At 71.3% G+C, this 16,374-nt stretch carries 15 protein-coding genes and 1 tRNA gene; 12 read left to right on the plus strand and 4 right to left on the minus strand.

Going from position 1 to position 16,374, the window contains the following annotated elements; genetic code table 11:
* The coding region (locus DY245_RS27650; RefSeq protein WP_181923892.1) for a Tex family protein at positions 1–2,302 on the minus strand (2,302 nt) is incomplete at its 3' end.
* Between the two features lie 149 nt (positions 2,303–2,451).
* On the minus strand, positions 2,452–3,321 hold the full coding sequence (locus DY245_RS27655; protein WP_128509955.1) for an SCO6745 family protein: 870 nt from the start codon (positions 3,319–3,321) through the stop codon (positions 2,452–2,454).
* Positions 3,322–3,466: 145 nt separating this feature from the next.
* Between DY245_RS27655 and DY245_RS27660 the strand changes: the two genes are divergently transcribed.
* Positions 3,467–4,438, plus strand: coding sequence for a GlxA family transcriptional regulator (locus DY245_RS27660; protein ID WP_128509956.1), 972 nt, complete (start codon positions 3,467–3,469; stop codon positions 4,436–4,438).
* 65 nt (positions 4,439–4,503) lie between these two features.
* Positions 4,504–5,148 carry a DJ-1/PfpI family protein gene (locus DY245_RS27665; RefSeq protein WP_128509957.1) on the plus strand — a complete coding sequence of 215 codons (645 nt, stop codon included), beginning with the start codon at positions 4,504–4,506 and terminating at the stop codon, positions 5,146–5,148.
* Between the two features lie 33 nt (positions 5,149–5,181).
* Here the strand turns inward: DY245_RS27665 and DY245_RS27670 are convergent, their stop codons facing one another.
* A complete protein-coding gene (locus DY245_RS27670) occupies positions 5,182–5,952 on the minus strand; it encodes an enoyl-CoA hydratase/isomerase family protein (protein WP_128509958.1) in 771 nt (256 codons plus the stop codon).
* Positions 5,953–6,006: 54 nt separating this feature from the next.
* Here DY245_RS27670 and DY245_RS27675 point away from each other — a divergent pair, with 54 nt between their 5' ends.
* The 3 genes from DY245_RS27675 (at position 6,007) to DY245_RS27685 (ending at position 8,712) form a co-directional block, all read left to right on the plus strand.
* The gene (locus DY245_RS27675) at positions 6,007–7,650 is read left to right on the plus strand and encodes an ABC-F family ATP-binding cassette domain-containing protein (protein ID WP_128509959.1); all 1,644 of its coding nucleotides are present in this window, start codon (positions 6,007–6,009) and stop codon (positions 7,648–7,650) included.
* Positions 7,651–7,733: 83 nt separating this feature from the next.
* Positions 7,734–7,807: transfer RNA gene (locus DY245_RS27680), tRNA-Met, on the plus strand.
* A gap of 413 nt (positions 7,808–8,220) precedes the next feature.
* Positions 8,221–8,712, plus strand: a complete 492-nt coding sequence (locus DY245_RS27685) for an ATP-binding protein (RefSeq protein WP_128509960.1) — start codon at positions 8,221–8,223, stop codon at positions 8,710–8,712.
* Here the strand turns inward: DY245_RS27685 and idi are convergent.
* On the minus strand, positions 8,687–9,298 hold the full coding sequence (idi, locus tag DY245_RS27690; protein WP_128509961.1) for an isopentenyl-diphosphate Delta-isomerase: 612 nt from the start codon (positions 9,296–9,298) through the stop codon (positions 8,687–8,689). The two genes, DY245_RS27685 and idi, sit on opposite strands and share 26 nt — an antisense overlap.
* A gap of 547 nt (positions 9,299–9,845) precedes the next feature.
* On the opposite strand from idi, the gene DY245_RS27695 reads away from it, so the two are divergent.
* The 7 genes from DY245_RS27695 to DY245_RS27725 form a co-directional block, all read left to right on the plus strand.
* Entirely contained in the window at positions 9,846–11,651 is a 1,806-nt protein-coding gene (locus DY245_RS27695) for a DUF5941 domain-containing protein (protein ID WP_128509962.1), read from the plus strand.
* Positions 11,648–12,400, plus strand: coding sequence for a phosphocholine cytidylyltransferase family protein (locus tag DY245_RS27700; protein WP_128509963.1), 753 nt, complete (start codon positions 11,648–11,650; stop codon positions 12,398–12,400). Before DY245_RS27695 ends, DY245_RS27700 begins: the two co-directional genes overlap by 4 nt.
* Entirely contained in the window at positions 12,388–13,449 is a 1,062-nt protein-coding gene (locus DY245_RS27705) for an iron-containing alcohol dehydrogenase family protein (protein ID WP_128509964.1), read from the plus strand. Before DY245_RS27700 ends, DY245_RS27705 begins: the two co-directional genes overlap by 13 nt.
* Positions 13,427–14,206, plus strand: coding sequence for a CDP-alcohol phosphatidyltransferase family protein (locus DY245_RS27710; RefSeq protein WP_128509965.1), 780 nt, complete (start codon positions 13,427–13,429; stop codon positions 14,204–14,206). Before DY245_RS27705 ends, DY245_RS27710 begins: the two co-directional genes overlap by 23 nt.
* Positions 14,207–14,220: 14 nt before the next feature.
* Positions 14,221–15,093, plus strand: a complete 873-nt coding sequence (locus DY245_RS27715) for a glycosyltransferase family 2 protein (protein WP_128509968.1) — start codon at positions 14,221–14,223, stop codon at positions 15,091–15,093.
* A 78-nt stretch (positions 15,094–15,171) separates the two neighbouring features.
* The gene (locus tag DY245_RS27720) at positions 15,172–16,101 is read left to right on the plus strand and encodes an ABC transporter permease (protein WP_128509966.1); all 930 of its coding nucleotides are present in this window, start codon (positions 15,172–15,174) and stop codon (positions 16,099–16,101) included.
* Positions 16,094–16,374 (plus strand): ATP-binding cassette domain-containing protein (locus tag DY245_RS27725; RefSeq protein ID WP_128509967.1); only part of this gene is annotated, 281 nt, incomplete at its 3' end. The genes DY245_RS27720 and DY245_RS27725, both read left to right, overlap by 8 nt.

Here is a 16,374-nt window from a genome sequence, read left to right on the forward strand (position 1 = left end):
CGCCCCGGCCGCCCTCACGCGGCCCACGGCCGCCACCGGCACCGCCGCCGCCCGCACCGCCACGGCGCTCACCGCCGCCGGTCGCCGCGCCCTTGCCGTGCTCGTCGTCCAGCCGCAGCGTCAGCGAGATCCGCTTCCGCGGAATGTCGACATCGAGCACCTTGACCCGCACGATGTCGCCCGGCTTCACCACATCCCGGGGGTCCTTGACGAAGTTCTTCGACATCGCCGAGACATGGACCAGACCGTCCTGATGGACGCCCACGTCCACGAACGCCCCGAAGGCGGCGACATTGGTCACCACGCCCTCCAGGAGCATCCCCGGCTGCAGATCGCCGATCTTCTCCACGCCCTCCTTGAAGGTCGCGGTCTTGAAGACCGGACGCGGGTCGCGGCCCGGCTTCTCCAGCTCCTGGAGGATGTCGGTGACGGTCGGCAGACCGAAGGAGTCATCGACGAAGTCCGCGGCCTCAAGGGCGCGCAGGACCGCCGTATTGCCGATCAGCGAACCGACCTCGGTGCCCGCCGTCTTCACCATCCGGCGCACCACCGGGTACGCCTCGGGGTGCACGCTGGAGGCGTCCAGCGGGTCGTCGCCACCCCGGATCCGCAGGAAGCCCGCGCACTGTTCGTACGCCTTCGGGCCGAGCCGCGCCACATCCTTGAGCGCCTTGCGGGAGCGGAAGGGACCGTTGTTGTCCCGGTGCGCGACGATGTTCTCCGCGAGGCCGGAGCCGATGCCCGACACCCGCGAAAGCAGCGGCGCCGACGCGGTGTTGACGTCCACACCGACGCCGTTCACACAGTCCTCGACCACCGCGTCCAGCGAGCGCGACAGCTTCACCTCGGACAGATCGTGCTGGTACTGCCCGACGCCGATCGACTTCGGGTCGATCTTGACCAGCTCGGCCAGCGGGTCCTGCAGCCGACGGGCGATGGACACCGCGCCGCGCAGCGACACATCGAGTTCGGGCAGCTCCTGCGAGGCGAACGCGGAGGCGGAGTACACCGAGGCGCCCGCCTCGGACACCATCACCTTCGTGAGCTTCAGCTCCGGCTGGGCGGCGATCAGATCGGTCGCCAGCTTGTCGGTCTCGCGCGAGGCGGTGCCGTTGCCGATCGCGATCAGCTCGACATCGTGCTCCCGCGCCAGCCGCGCCAACGTGGCCAGCGAGGCGTCCCACTTCTGCTGCGGGACATGGGGGTAGATGGTCTCCGTGGCGGCCACCTTGCCGGTCGCGTCCACCACCGCGACCTTCACACCCGTACGGAAACCGGGGTCCAGGCCCATCGTGGCGCGCGTGCCGGCGGGCGCCGCCAGCAGCAGATCGCGCAGATTCGACGCGAAGACCCGTACCGACTCGTCCTCGGCGGCCTGCCGCAGCCGCAGCCGCAGATCGATCCCGAGGTGCACCTGGACCCGGGTGCGCCAGGCCCAACGGACGGTGTCCTTGAGCCACTTGTCGGCGGGCCGGCCCCGGTCGGCGATGCCGAAGCGGTGCGCGATGGACTGCTCGTAGGCGCTGGGGCCCTCGGTCGCCGCCGACGGGTCCTCCGGCTCCAGGGCGAGATCGAGGATCTCCTCCTTCTCCCCGCGGAACATCGCCAGCACCCGGTGCGAGGGCAGTTCGGTGAACGGCTCGGCGAAGTCGAAGTAGTCGGCGAACTTCGCGCCGGCCTCCTCCTTGCCCTCGCGCACCTTCGCCGCAACCCGCCCGCGCGACCACATCCGCTCACGCAGCTCGCCGATCAGATCCGCGTCCTCGCCGATCCGCTCGGTCAGGATCGCCCGCGCGCCCTCCAGGGCGGCGGCCGGATCGGCCACCCCCTTGTCGGCGTCCACGAACGCCGCGGCGGCCGCGGCCGGCTCCACCGAAGGGTCGCTCAGCAGCCCGTCGGCGAGCGGCTCCAGGCCCGCCTCGCGCGCGATCTGCGCCTTGGTGCGCCGCTTGGGCTTGAACGGGAGGTAGATGTCCTCCAGCCGGGCCTTGGACTCGGCGCCGCGGATCTGCGCCTCCAGGGGGGCGTCCAGCTTGCCCTGGGAGCGTACGGACTCCAGGATCGCGGTCCGTCGCTCCTCCAGCTCCCGCAGATAGCGCAGCCGCTCCTCCAGCGAGCGCAGCTGCGCATCGTCGAGCATCTCGGTGGCTTCCTTGCGGTAGCGCGCGATGAACGGCACGGTCGAGCCACCGTCGAGCAGTTCGACCGCGGCCTTCACCTGCCGCTCCCTGACGCCGAGCTCCCCGGCGATCCTCGCTTCGATGGACCCGAGGGTCACGATGGGCTCAGTGGATGCCGTCACGTTGATCCTGCCCTGCCTTCCAGCGCTTGCCTGAGCCTGCATTGTGCCGGGTGGCATGCCGGACTGTCGCGCCGCCCAGCCGCGCGCGCCGGGGTGTGAGAAGGCGCACGCACACCCCGGCCCGCAACGGCTCGGCTCCTGGGAGGGCCCTACTTGCCGAACATCACCGAGGGGAACGCCCCGGCGTTCATCACGGCGGTGGTGAAGCCGGCCGCCAGCTCGGTGAGCCGGGCCACGCCCTCGGCGCCCAGGTGCTCGTACGGCGCCCGGTCCAGGCGGTCCGTCGTGCGCTCCAGGTCCTTGCGCAGCTGGACACCGGCCTCGGTCAACTCGCCCTCGGCATCCAGGAGCCCACGGCTTCGCAGCCGCTCCTGTGCGGCCGCCCAGTCCTCCTCCGACCAGCCGCGGGTCGCCATGACGCCCTTGTAGCTCATCCCGCGGCCGCTGGCGTTGTGCGTGACCAGCGCCTCCAGCCCGTCCAGTTCGGCGTCCAGCAGCGCTATCAGGTGGCCGTCGCCGCGGTGTTCGCGCAGCAGCGTCGCGGCGTGCCAGTAGGCCAGGTGCGGGGCGTCGGGCACCGGCAGATCGGCGTGTGCGGCGTACAGCGGCCGGGCCTGGGGGGTGCAGCCCTCGGCGGCGCGCAGCGCCAGCTTCGCCGCCTCCGCCATCTCCGGGGACCCGACGGCCTCGTCGCCGAGCAGCCGGCGCAGCGTGGCGTCCGCGGCGCGCAGCCGGACGGCCAGCACGTTCTGCGGCGTGGTGACCGACCAGACGTGCGGGATGTGCCGGGCGACGAGCTCGTGCTTGAAGTTGTAGAAGGCGGCGGTGATGGTGCCGGGACCCACCGCACCCATGGCCGCGCTCCGGCAGGCGAAGTAGGCGGCGCTGCGGTTGTCGATGCCTTCCTTGGCCATCTCGGCGGGGAGCTCCGGCGCGAAGTAGTGCGTGGAGTGGAAGGGGTTGATGACGTTGTGACAGGCGCGGCCGGCCTGCTCGGGCAGTGCGCTGGAAGAGGTCATGCGAGCAGGGTACCGACCCGTCGGTATGGAGGCGGTCCTGGGGCACCGGACTCTGGCCGTATCCAGCCGCCGGGCCCTTGCGATGGCAGAAAAGGTGGGAAATCCGTCATTGCCGCCATCGCCTCCGCTGACCAGGATGGACGGCATGGAACAGCGCGACGTGCTGATCGTCCTCTTCGACGGTGTCCAGGCGCTCGACGTCACCGGACCGGTCGATGTCTTCCACGGTGCGGCCCAGGGAGCCCCGGGCGCCTACCGGATCCGTACCGCCGGCCTGGACGGCACTCCGGTCCGCACCACCAGCGGCCTGACCCTCGTCCCCGACGGCACGCTCGCCGACGCCGGGACGCCGCACACCCTGCTGGTACCCGGCGGCCAGGGCACCCGCACCCCCGACCCCCGGCTGATCGACTGGCTGCGCGGCAACGCCCACCGCGCCCGGCGGAAGGTCTCCGTGTGCAGCGGGGCGCTGCTGCTCGCCGAGGCCGGACTGCTCGACGGCCGCCGCGCCACGACCCACTGGCTGCTGTGCGACACCCTCGCCGAGCGGTTCCCCGCGGTGCAGGTCGAACCCGAGCCGATCTACGTACGGGACGGCGATCTGGCCACCTCCGCGGGGGTGACGGCCGGTATCGATCTCGCGCTGGCCCTCGTGGAGGAGGACCTCGGCCGGGATCTCGCACTGACCGTCGCCCGGCATCTGGTGGTCTTTCTGCGGCGGCCGGGCAATCAGACCCAGTTCAGCGCCCAGCTCGCGGCCCAGACCGCGGAGCGGCGGCCGCTGCGCGACGTCCAGCAGTGGATCACCGAGCACCCGGCGTCGGACCTGTCCGTCGACGCCCTCGCAGACCGCGCCGGGCTCTCGCCGCGGCACTTCGCCCGGGCGTTCCGCGACGAGGTCGGTATGACGCCGGGGCGCTATGTCGACCGGGTACGGCTGGAGGCCGCCCGGCGGTGCCTCGAAGACACCGTCGACGGCATCGAGCAGGTGTCGCGCCGCTGCGGCTACGGCACCCCCGAGGCGATGCGGCGCGCCTTCGTACGGGTCCTGGGCGCCTCCCCGGCCGAGTACCGCCGCCGATTCCAGCCGGCCGGACCGAGCCCGCGGCCGGCCTGAACACCCCTGCCGGAACGACCGGCCACCACCTCTACCGACCACTACCCCTACCGACAGGAACCGCCATGCAGATCGCGATCCTTCTCTACGACCGCTTCACCACCCTGGACGCCGTCGGCCCCTACGAAACCCTCAGCCGGCTGCCGGAGGCGGAGGCTGTGTTCGTCGCCGAGCGCACCGGCGTGCACCGCAATGACATCGGCTCGCTCGGGCTGGCCGCCGACGCCACGCTGAGCGAGGTCACCGCGCCGGACATCCTCGTCGTACCCGGCGGCCCGGGACAGCTCGCGCAGATGGCGGACGGCCCGCTGCACGAGTGGATCCGCGCCGTGGACGCCGGCACCACCTGGACCACCTCGGTGTGCACCGGCTCGCTGATCCTGGGCGCCGCGGGCCTGCTCAAGGGGCGCCGGGCGACCTCGCACTGGCTGGCGCTGGACCAGCTGCCGGCGCTCGGCGCCGAGCCGACCGGGGAGCGGGTGGTCTTCGACGGCAAGTACGTCACGGCGGCGGGCGTCTCGTCCGGCATCGACATGGGGCTGACGCTGGCGGGCCGGATCGCCGGGGACGCCGTGGCCCAGACGATCCAGCTCGGCATCGAATACGACCCGCAGCCGCCCTACGACGCGGGCGCCCCGGACAAGGCGCCGGCCGAGATCACCGCGATGCTGCGGGAGCGCAGCCGGTTCCTGCTGGCGGGGGAGGAGTAGCGGGCGGTCCGGCGCGCAGGGCCTGCCCCGGCGTCAGTCCGTAGGCCAGGTGAAGCGCGGCGCCCTGCGCTCCAGAAAGGCGGCGGCACCCTCCGCGGTGTCGCCGCTGGCGCGCGCCTGCGCGGCCCAGTAGGCGCCCCGCGCCTCGGCCTCGGCCGGCGGGACGTCCCACGTCCCGTTGGCCAGCTCCTTGGCCGCGGTCTGCGTCAGCAGCGACCGGCTCGCCAGTACGGCCGAGAACTCCGCCACCCGCTTGCCCAGCTCGCCCTCGGGCAGCACCTCGTCCACCAGACCCGTGCGCAGCGCCCGCGCACAGTCGATCAACTCCCCGGAGAACAACAGGTACTTGGCGGCGGAGAGCCCGACCAGCCGGACCAGCCGCCGGGTGGCGGACGCCGGATAGGCGACCGCCAGCTTGGCCGGCGTCACACCGAACAGCGCCCCCTCCTCCGCGAACCGCAGATCGCAGGCGGCCGCCAGCTGGGCGCCGCCACCCACGCAGTAACCGCGTATCGCCGCCAGCGTCGGCCCGGGAAAAGCCGCCAGCGCCTCCTCGGCCGCCACCGCCAGGCCCTGCGACTCACCCGCCGCATCCCGCAGCGACCCGATGTCCGCACCCGCGCAGAATGTCCCGCCCTCGCCGGTCAGCACCAGCGACCGTACGGAACGATCACCCGCCAGCCGCTCCAGCAGCGGCGGCAGATCCCGCCACATCTGCACGGTCATCGCATTCCGCTTGCCGGTGTTGCTGATGGTGACGGTGGCTGTGCCGTCGCTGACATGCGTCTTCAGACCCGGTTCCATGCCCGGATATTAGAGCGACCGCCGCGAGCCGGGCCGGATACGATCGGCGGTCTGATGTCAGCAACTCTCGTCGCCAAAGACCTCGCCGCCGGCCACGGCGAGCGCGTCCTGTTCTCCGGTCTCGATCTGGTCGTCGCCCCCGGCGATGTGATCGGCCTCGTCGGCGCCAACGGAGCGGGCAAGTCCACGCTGCTGCGCCTACTGGCCGGCCTGGACACCCCCGAGGACGGCAAGCTCGCGCTCAGCCCGCCCACCGCCACCGTCGGCCACCTCCCGCAGGAGCCCGACCGCCGCCCCGGGGAGACCGTGCGGGCCTTCCTCGCCCGCCGTACGGGCGTGGCCGATGCCCAGCTCGCCCTGGACGACGCCACCCAGGCGCTGGTCGAGGAGCGGCCCGGCGCGGACGACGCCTACGCCACGGCCCTGGAGCGCTGGCTCGCGCTGGGCGCCGCCGACCTGGACGAGCGCGCCGAGGAGACCGCCGCCCAGCTCGGCCTCTCGGTCGGCCTCGACCAGCCGATGACGACGCTGTCCGGCGGCCAGGCCGCCCGCGCCTCGCTCGCCTCGCTCCTGCTCTCCCGTTACGACATCTTTCTGCTCGACGAGCCGACCAACGACCTCGACCTGGACGGCCTCGAACGGCTGGAATCGTTCGTCACCGGGCTGCGCGCCGGCACCGTCCTGGTCAGCCACGACCGCGAGTTCCTGACCCGTACGGTCAACCGCGTCGTCGAACTCGACCTCGCCCAGCAGCAGGTCAACACTTACGGCGGCGGCTACACCTCCTACCTGGAGGAACGCGAGCGGGCCCGGCGCCATGCGCGTGAGCAGTTCGAGGAGTACGCCGACACCAAGGCCGCCCTGGAGACCCGCGCGCACACCCAGCGCAACTGGATGGAGAAGGGCGTCAAGAACGCCCGCCGCAAGGCCCCCGACAACGACAAGATCGGCCGCAAGGGCCGGGTGGAGGCCACCGAGAAGCAGGCCGCCAAGGCCAAGCAGACCCAGCGCCTGATCGAGCGGCTCGATGTCGTCGAGGAGCCGCGCAAGGAGTGGGAGCTGCGGATGGAGATCGCCGCCGCGCCGCGGGCCGGCGCCGTCGTGGCCACCCTCCGCGGCGCCGGGGTCCGCCGCGGCGACTTCTCCTTCGGCCCGGTGGACCTGCAGATCGACTGGGCGGACCGGGTCGCCATCACCGGCCCCAACGGCTCCGGCAAGTCCACCCTGCTCGCCGCCCTCCTCGGCCGGCTCCCGCTGGACGCCGGACAGGCCTCGCTCGGCCCCGGTGTGGTCGTCGGCGAGGTCGACCAGGCGCGCGGACTGTTCGTCGGCGACGAGCCGCTGATGGACGCCTTCCGGGCCTCCGTCCCGGATCTGCCGCCCGCCGAAGTCCGCACCCTGCTCGCGAAGTTCGGCCTGAAGGCGGCACATGTGCTGCGCCCGGCGCACACGCTCTCGCCGGGCGAGCGGACCCGTGCCGCGCTGGCCCTCCTCCAGGGCCGCGGGGTCAACCTCCTCGTCCTGGACGAGCCGACCAACCATCTGGACCTGCCGGCCATCGAACAGTTGGAGTCCGCGCTCGCGTCGTACCCGGGCACCCTGCTGCTGGTCACGCACGACCGCCGGATGCTGGACGCGGTGCACACCACACGCCGGATCGAGGTCGGTGGCGGACGGATCGCGGACCGGGCGGTGTGAGCCCGTGCGCGGCGCCTCCGGGCGGCCGTGCTGATTATCGATTTGGTCCTGGGGCCGACGACCCGTACTGTTGGGACAACCGACGCGGGGTGGAGCAGCTCGGTAGCTCGCTGGGCTCATAACCCAGAGGTCGCAGGTTCAAATCCTGTCCCCGCTACTGAATACAGAACAGCAGGTCCGGTGCTCAGGCACCGGGCCTGCTGTTCTGTATGCCCGGCGAGGTACGGCCGGGCGGCCGCCGGTCNATACAGAACAGCAGGTCCGGTGCTCAGGCACCGGGCCTGCTGTTCTGTATGCCCGGCGAGGTACGGCCGGGCGGCCGCCGGTCCACTCTGTGGTCGTCGCCGGGCTGCTCGGATGGCCGGATCCGATTCCCCGCCGGGCGGTCCCGGTGGCTCGGATCGCACGGCGGCCACTCCGGGGCGGTCCTTGAACGAGGACCAAAAGGAGCAGGACCAGTCACCGGGCCGATCGAATCACTCGGAATCGGCCATAAGGCGTCGATAGGCGCTGACTTGTGTTCAGCGGGCCGGTCCGGACCAACACATTCTCAACACTCTTCCTGTGAGGATGCCTTCAGGACCCCCCGCTGAACCCCCCGAAGAGCTGACCTCCCCGCTCGCGTACGAAGGTGTCTGGCGGTTCACCGCCCCGGCACTGGAGGCCTCGGTGCCGCAGGCACGCCACGCGGTCCGGGATCTGCTCGACGAACAGCGTGTGCCCGTCGCCGCCGACATCATGGACGGCCTGCTGCTCATCGTCTCCGAACTCGTCACCAACGCCGTCCAGCACGCAGCCCTGCTCTCGCCCCAGATCGCCGTACAGGTCACCATCGGGCCGAACTGGCTACGCGTCGCCGTCGAGGACAACCACCCCTACCGCCCCAAGGCACTGGAGGCGGAAGAGGGCGATGTCGGCGGCCGCGGCCTGTGGCTGGTCAAGACACTCACCGCCGAGGTGGGCGGCAAGTGCGACGTCGAGCACACGGTGAACGGCGGCAAGGCCATCTGGGCCGAGCTTCCGCTCACCCCGCTCGCTACCAGCCCGCCGAGTGTCCTGTGAGCTCGCGCACCGCCGGCCGGGCCGCGTCCAGCACGGTCATGAACCACGCGGAGAACGGCGCCTCGGCATGCCGCTCGGCCAGCTCCTCCGGCGTCACGAAGGCGATCTCGCCGACCTCCTCCGGGTCGGGCGCCGGCTCGGCCCGCACCAGCCCGACGAACAGGTGGTTGTACTCCTGCTCCACGAGGCCGGAGGCCGGGTCGGGATGGTTGTAGCGCACCGTGCCCGCCTCGGCCATCAGCGTCGGCGCCAGGCCCAGCTCCTCCGCGGTCCGGCGGGCCGCGGCCACGAACGGCGCCTCGCCGGGATACGGGTGACCGCAGCAGGTGTTGGACCAGACACCGGGGGAGTGGTACTTCCCCAGCGCCCGGCGCTGGAGCAGCAACCGGCCCTTTTCGTCGAAGAGAAAGACCGAAAACGCCCGGTGCAGCTGGCCGGGGGGCTGGTGCGCAGTGAGCTTCTCCGCGGTGCCGATCGTCGTACCGTCCTCGTCGACCAGCTCAAGCATGATCGGTTCGGCGGCGTCGCCCGGTGTGCTCACCGCCGCGTCCCCGGTGGTCTGTCCGTTGGCAGGTGTGATCGGCATGCCCATCCTTGTCGTCGGTCTTCGACGCCAAGTCTGCCCTAGCCAGGTCCGCATCACCGGCAGACCGGGTGCGCGGCGCAACACCGCCCGCGCGCCGGCCACCGAGTGCGCCGGCCGTGAGATGGTCCACATCCGCCTGCCGGCCCGCCGTCGCCGAGGCGGCCGGTGCCGCGCGGCCCGGTGGCGGCGGCGCGCAGCGGCGATCACCCCCGGACCTGGGATGGCTCTCGCCACACCCGCCCCGTCACAAGCCGCCCGCCCTGTGACCAGCCCTCTCATAACCGGCACCGGATCGGGGGTCCGGGCCGCAGGCCAGTTGTTCATGCGCCACCCGATCCACCATGATGATCGCGGCAGGCGCAGCCGACGGTCACTCGATCGTGCGGTGAATGCGCGGTGAACGGCCGCATCCGGCGATCCGATAGCCTCTGCCGACGTGCCACCCAGCCCTCCGGGGGCGAGGTGTGCCACGCCCACTGCCCGGGTAGTCCGTATCGAATGCGGACCGGCCGGCGCTGCCTTGTCAGCATCCAAGGAGTGAGTTCGTCTGTCGACCGCCATCCTCACCGGTCCGCCGGTCGCCGGGTCGCCGCTCGAAGCCGACCTGCGCACGCTGGGCTTTGACGTCCGTACGGCGAACGATCCCGCGTCCGCCGCCGAGCTGATCGCCGCGGTGCCCGCACAGGAGCGGGTCGCCGTCGTCGACCCCCGCTTCGTCGGCCATCAGCACGCCCTGCGGCTGGCACTGACCGACCCCCGCTTCCCGGCCGCGGCCGTGCCGGGCGCGCTCACCGCGCAGCCCGAGGCCCGCGCCGCGCTGGCCCGCGCGGTCGGCAGGATCCCGGTCGGCGCCGGCACGGCCCACCTGACGGACGTCCTCACCGACACCCTCACCGAGTCCCTGGACCGCGACGACATCGGCCTGCACCGCGTCGAGCTGGGCAGCCTGGTCGCCACCGTGGCGCTCACCCCCGCTCAGCGCGAGGACGCCCGGGAGGCCGTCGCGGCCGTCGACGACGAGGCCGTACGGCTGCGCACCGCCGTGAAGTCCCGGGACGGGTTCTTCACGACCTTCTGCATCAGCCCGTACTCCCGCTACCTCGCCCGCTGGTGCGCGCGCCGCGGGCTCACCCCCAACCAGGTCACCACCGCGTCCCTGCTGACCGCGCTGATCGCGGCCGGCTGCGCGGCCACCGGAACCCGCGGCGGCTTCGTCGCCGCCGGCTTCCTGCTGCTCTTCTCCTTCGTCCTGGACTGCACCGACGGGCAGCTCGCCCGCTACTCCCTGCAGTACTCGACGATGGGCGCCTGGCTGGACGCCACCTTCGACCGGGCCAAGGAGTACGCGTACTACGCGGGGCTCGCCCTGGGCGCGGCCCGCGGCGGCGATGACGTCTGGGCGCTGGCGCTCGGCGCGATGGTGCTGCAGACCTGCCGCCATGTCGTCGACTTCTCCTTCAACGAGGCGAATCACGACGCGGCCGCCAACACCAGCCCGACCGCGGCGCTCTCCGACAAGCTCGACAGCGTCGGCTGGACGGTCTGGGTGCGCCGGATGATCGTGCTGCCCATCGGCGAACGCTGGGCCATGATCGCGGTGCTCACCGCGCTCACCACCCCGCGCATCGTCTTCTACGCCCTGCTCATCGGCTGCGCGCTGGCCGCCTGCTACACCACGGCCGGCCGGGTGCTGCGCTCGCTCACGCGGCGGGCCCGGCGCACCGACCGCGCCGCCCGGGCGCTGGCCGACCTCGCCGACTCCGGGCCGCTGGCCGAGCTGATCGCCGGCAGCGCACGCGGCCGCGGCCGCACCGGTTCGTTCCTCGCCCCCGTTATGGCGTTTCTCTCGGCCGCGGTGCTGCTGGTCTGGGTGATTTCCGAGGACGACCCCACGTCCTGGCTGACCGTCGGCGTCGCCGTCTGCTCGGCGCTGCTGGCCGGCGCGGCCGTGGCACGGCCCCTCAAGGGCGCCCTCGACTGGCTCGTACCGCCCTTCTTCCGGGCCGGCGAATACACCACGATCCTGGTCCTGGCGGCCCGGTCGGATGTGCCCGGTGCGCTGCCCGCGGCGTTCGGGCTGGTCTCGGCGGTCGCCTACCATCACTACGACACGGTCTACCGCATCCGCGGTGGCACCGGAGCCCCGCCCCGGTGGCTGGTCCGGGCGACCGGCGGACATGAGGGACGGATCCTCGTGATCACCGTCCTCGCCGCCGCGCTGTCCCCCTCAGGTTTCACAATCGCGCTGACGGCCCTTGCTGTGGTCCTGGCGCTGCTGGTGCTCATCGAGAGCATCCGTTTCTGGGTGTCCTCCCAAGCACCCGCCGTACACGATGAAGGAGAACCCGCATGATCGGCCTCGTGCTGGCTGCCGGCGCCGGACGGCGTCTGCGCCCCTACACCGACACCCTGCCCAAGGCTCTGGTGCCGGTGGGCCCTGAACAGGACGGCGAAGCCACCACCATCCTCGACCTGACCCTCGGCAACTTCGCCGAGATCGGCCTGACCGAGGTCGCGATCATCGTCGGCTACCGCAAGGAAGCCGTCTACGAGCGCAAGGAGGCCCTGGAGCAGAAGTACGGCCTCAAGCTCACCCTCATCGACAACGACAAGGCCGAGGAGTGGAACAACGCCTACTCCCTGTGGTGCGGCCGTGACTCCATCAAGCGCGATGTGATCCTCGCCAACGGCGACACCGTGCACCCGGTCTCCGTCGAGAAGACCCTGCTCGCCGCCCGCGGCAACGGTCAGAAGATCATCCTCGCCCTCGACACGGTCAAGCAGCTGGCCGACGAGGAGATGAAGGTCATCGTGGACCCCGACAAGGGCGTCCAGCGCATCACCAAGCTGATGGACCCGGCCGAGGCCACCGGCGAGTACATCGGCGTCACCCTCATCGAGGGCTCCGCCGCCGAGGAGCTCGCCGACGCGCTCAAGACCACCTTCGAGCGGGACCCCGACCTCTACTACGAGGACGGCTACCAGGAGCTCGTCAACCGCGGCTTCAAGGTGGACGTGGCCCCGATCGGCGACGTCAAGTGGGTCGAGATCGACAACCACGACGACCTCGCGAAGGGCCGTGACATCGCATGCCAGTACTGACCCGCCTCATTCCGTCCCCGGTCGTCGTCGACATCAACGCCGGCGCCCTGGACGACCTGGCGGGCCTGCTGGCCGATCAGCGCATCTCCGCGTCCGGCAAGCTCGCCATCGCGATCAGCGGCGGCTCGGGGGCGCGGCTGCGCGAGCGGCTGTCGCCCGCACTGCCCGGCGCCGAGTGGTACGAGGTCGGCGGCGGCACCCTGGACGACGCGATCAAGCTCGCCGACGCCATGAAGAAGGGGCACTACGACGCGGTCGTGGGCCTCGGCGGCGGCAAGATCATCGACTGCGCCAAGTTCGCCGCGGCGCGGATCGGTCTGCCGCTGGTCGCCGTCGCGACGAACCTGTCGCACGACGGCCTGTGCTCGCCGGTCGCCACCCTCGACAACGACGCCGGCCGCGGCTCCTACGGTGTGCCGAACCCGATCGCCGTGGTGATCGACCTCGACATCATCCGTGAGGCCCCGGTCCGCTTCGTCCGCTCCGGCATCGGCGACGCGATCTCCAACATCTCCGCGGTCGCGGACTGGGAGCTCTCGCACCGCGAGACCGGGGAGAACATCGACGGGCTGGCGGCCGCCATGGCGCGCCAGGCCGGCGAGGCCGTGCTGCGCCACCCCGGTGGCGTCGGCGACGACAACTTCCTCCAGGTGCTGGCCGAGGGCCTGGTCCTCACCGGCATCTCGATGTCGGTCGCGGGCGACAGCCGGCCGGCCTCCGGTGCCTGCCACGAGATCAATCACGCCTTCGACCTCCTCTTCCCCAAGCGGGCGGCGAGCCATGGCGAGCAGTGCGGCCTGGGTGCCGCGTTCGCCACGCATCTGCGCGGGGACAAGGAGACCCGCGACCTGATGGTCGAGGTGCTGCGCCGGCACGGTCTGCCGGTCACGCCGGGTGAGATCGGTTTCACCGACGAGGAGTTCGTCCAGGCCGTCGAGTACGCACCCAAGACCCGACCCGGGCGCTACACGATCCTGGAGCACCTGGACCTGTCCACCGACCAGATCAGGGACGCTTACGCCGACTATGCACAAGCCGTCAGTAGCTGAACTCCGCCCGGTCGTACACCCCGAGGGTGTCAAGGACCGGCGCAGCGGTGAGCACTGGGCCGGTCGCCTCTACATGCGCGAGATCTCCTTGCGCATCGACCGGCACCTGGTGAACACGCGGGTCACGCCCAACCAGCTGACCTACCTGATGACCGTCTTCGGCGTCCTCGCCGCCCCGGCACTGCTGGTGCCGGGGATCACGGGCGCCGTGCTCGGCGTGCTGATGGTCCAGCTGTACCTGCTGCTCGACTGCGTCGACGGCGAGATCGCCCGCTGGAAGAAGCAGTTCTCGCTCGGCGGGGTGTACCTGGACCGGGTCGGCGCCTACCTGTGCGACGCCGCGGTCCTGGTCGGCTTCGGCCTGCGCGCCGCCGACCTGTGGGGCTCCGGGCGGATCGACTGGCTGTGGGCCTTCCTCGGCACCCTCGCCGCCCTCGGCGCCATCCTGATCAAGGCCGAGACCGACCTCGTCGGCGTCGCCCGTCACCAGGGCGGGCTGCCGCCGGTCAAGGAGGCGGCGTCCGAGCCGCGGTCGTCCGGAATGGCGCTGGCCCGCAAGGCCGCCGCGGCGCTGAAGTTCCACCGGCTCGTCCTCGGGATCGAGGCGTCCTTGCTGATCCTGGTCCTGGCGGTCCTGGACACGATCAGGGGCGACCTGTTCTTCTCACGTCTCGGCGTCGCCGTGCTCGCCGGCATCGCGATCGTCCAGACGCTGCTCCACCTCGTGTCCATCCTGGCATCGAGCAGGCTCAAGTGACGGGGGCACCCCGTATGCGCCTCGGTGCGGTTGTCCTGACCATGGGCAACCGCCCCGAGGAGCTGCGTGCGCTGCTGGACTCGGTGGCCAAGCAGGAGGGCGACCCGATCGAGATCGCGGTGGTCGGCAACGGTTCGCCGCTGCCCGAGCTCCCCGAGGGCGTACGGACCGTCGAGCTGCCGGAGAACGTCGGCATCCCGGCCGGCCGCAATGTCGGCATCGAGGCCTTCGGACCCGGCGGCAGCGACGTCGACGTCCTGCTCTTCCTGGACGACGACGGTCTGCTGGCCAAGGAGGACACCGCCGAGCTGTGCCGGCAGGCGTTCGCCGCGGACCCCGGGCTCGGCATCATCAGCTTCCGGATCGCCGACCCGGACACCGGCGAGACCCAGCGCCGGCACGTACCCAGGCTGCGCGCCTCGGACCCGATGCGCTCCTCGCGGGTGACCACCTTCCTCGGCGGCGCGAACGCGGTCCGTACGAAGGTCTTCGAGGAGGTCGGCGGGCTGCCCGACGACTTCTTCTACGCCCATGAGGAGACCGACCTGGCCTGGCGGGCGCTGGACGCGGGCTGGCTGATCGACTACCGGTCGGACATGGTCCTGTTCCACCCGACGACGGCCCCGGCCCGGCACGCGGTCTACCACCGGATGGTGGCCCGAAACCGCGTCTGGCTGGCCCGCCGCAACCTTCCCGCTCTGCTGGTTCCGGTCTATCTCGGTGTCTGGTTTCTGCTCACCCTCGTCCGCCGGCCGTCGCGGCCGGCGCTGCGGGCGTGGCTGGGCGGCTTCAAGGAGGGCTGGGTCTCCCCGTGCGGTCCCAGGCGCCCCATGAAGTGGGCTACCGTTTGGCGACTGACCCGACTGGGCCGCCCTCCCGTCATCTGACAAGCTCGTATCTGAGAGCATCAGGCGCGAACCGGGGCGTGGCCCCGGCAGCGCACCTTGAGGACGAAAGTGTCAACTGTGAGCGAGACCACGCACGACAGTGCGGTCGCCATGAGTGCCCCGCCATCTTCCGACGAAGGGCTCACTCCTGCCCAGCGGGCCCAGAAGTACGGGCTCTCGCAGAGCGGGGCCCGTCCCGGCCTTGCGGAGTACGTCCGGCAGCTGTGGGACCGGCGGCATTTCATCTCCGCCTTCGCCAGCGCCAAGCTGACGGCCCAGTACAGCCAGGCCAAGCTGGGGCAGGTCTGGCAGGTGGCGACGCCACTGCTGAACGCGCTCGTGTACTACTTGATCTTCGGTCTGCTGATCGGCACGAGGAAGGGCGTCCCCGACTTCGTCCCCTTCCTGGTGACCGGCGTCTTCATCTTCACCTTCACCCAGAGTTCGGTGATGGCCGGGACGCGGGCGATCTCGGGCAACCTCGGGCTGGTGCGTGCGCTGCACTTCCCGCGCGCCTGTCTGCCGATCTCCTTCTGCCTGATGCAGCTCCAGCAGCTGCTGTTCTCCATGGGCGTGCTGGTCCTGATCCTGCTCGGCTTCGGGCAGATGCCGACCTGGTCGTGGCTGCTGGTGTTCCCGGCGCTGGTGCTGCAGTTCGTGTTCAACACCGGCCTGGCGATGGTCATGGCCCGGCTGGGCAGCAAGACGCCGGACCTGGCGCAGCTGATGCCGTTCATCATGCGTACGTGGATGTATGCGTCCGGCGTGATGTTCAGCATCGACCTGATCCTCAAGGGCAAGCACGTCCCGGCGTTCGTCGAGGTCCTGCTCAACGCCAACCCGGCCGCGGTCTACATCGACCTGATGCGTTTCGCGCTGATCGACAGTTTCACGGCGGACAAGCTGCCCCCGCATGTGTGGGCGTTCGCGGGTGGCTGGGCGCTGCTGATGGGCATCGTCGGCTTTGTGTACTTCTGGAAGGCTGAGGAGCGGTACGGACGTGGCTGAGCAGAAGAACGGCGTCCAGCCGACGCAGGCGGCCGAGGCCCGGATCCCGACCGTGATCGCGGACGATCTGCACATCGTCTACCGGGTCTACGGCACGGGAGCGGGCAGGGGCAGCGCCACCGCGGCGCTCAACCGCATCATCCGCCGCAAGCCCTCGTCGGGCGTACGCGAGGTGCACGCGGTCAAGGGTGTCTCCTTCACCGCGTACCGCGGCGAGTCCATCGGCCTGATCGGCTCCAACGGTTCGGGCAAGTCGACGCTGCTCAAGGCGGT

The organism is Streptomyces inhibens (genome assembly GCF_003389455.1).
Lineage (GTDB): Bacteria > Actinomycetota > Actinomycetes > Streptomycetales > Streptomycetaceae > Streptomyces > Streptomyces inhibens.

Excerpts from the sequence above, each read along its gene's own strand:
- DY245_RS27665 (WP_128509957.1), top strand. The coding sequence starts at position 4,504 with ATGCAGATCGCGATCCTTCTCTACGACCGCTTCACCACCCTGGACGCC.
- DY245_RS27655 (WP_128509955.1), bottom strand. The coding sequence starts at position 3,321 with ATGACCTCTTCCAGCGCACTGCCCGAGCAGGCCGGCCGCGCCTGTCAC.
- DY245_RS27705 (WP_128509964.1), top strand. The coding sequence starts at position 12,388 with ATGCCAGTACTGACCCGCCTCATTCCGTCCCCGGTCGTCGTCGACATC.
- idi (WP_128509961.1), bottom strand. The coding sequence starts at position 9,298 with ATGCCGATCACACCTGCCAACGGACAGACCACCGGGGACGCGGCGGTG.
- DY245_RS27660 (WP_128509956.1), top strand. The coding sequence starts at position 3,467 with ATGGAACAGCGCGACGTGCTGATCGTCCTCTTCGACGGTGTCCAGGCG.
- DY245_RS27715 (WP_128509968.1), top strand. The coding sequence starts at position 14,221 with ATGCGCCTCGGTGCGGTTGTCCTGACCATGGGCAACCGCCCCGAGGAG.
- DY245_RS27700 (WP_128509963.1), top strand. The coding sequence starts at position 11,648 with ATGATCGGCCTCGTGCTGGCTGCCGGCGCCGGACGGCGTCTGCGCCCC.
- DY245_RS27685 (WP_128509960.1), top strand. The coding sequence starts at position 8,221 with ATGCCTTCAGGACCCCCCGCTGAACCCCCCGAAGAGCTGACCTCCCCG.
- DY245_RS27670 (WP_128509958.1), bottom strand. The coding sequence starts at position 5,952 with ATGGAACCGGGTCTGAAGACGCATGTCAGCGACGGCACAGCCACCGTC.
- DY245_RS27710 (WP_128509965.1), top strand. The coding sequence starts at position 13,427 with ATGCACAAGCCGTCAGTAGCTGAACTCCGCCCGGTCGTACACCCCGAG.
- DY245_RS27675 (WP_128509959.1), top strand. The coding sequence starts at position 6,007 with ATGTCAGCAACTCTCGTCGCCAAAGACCTCGCCGCCGGCCACGGCGAG.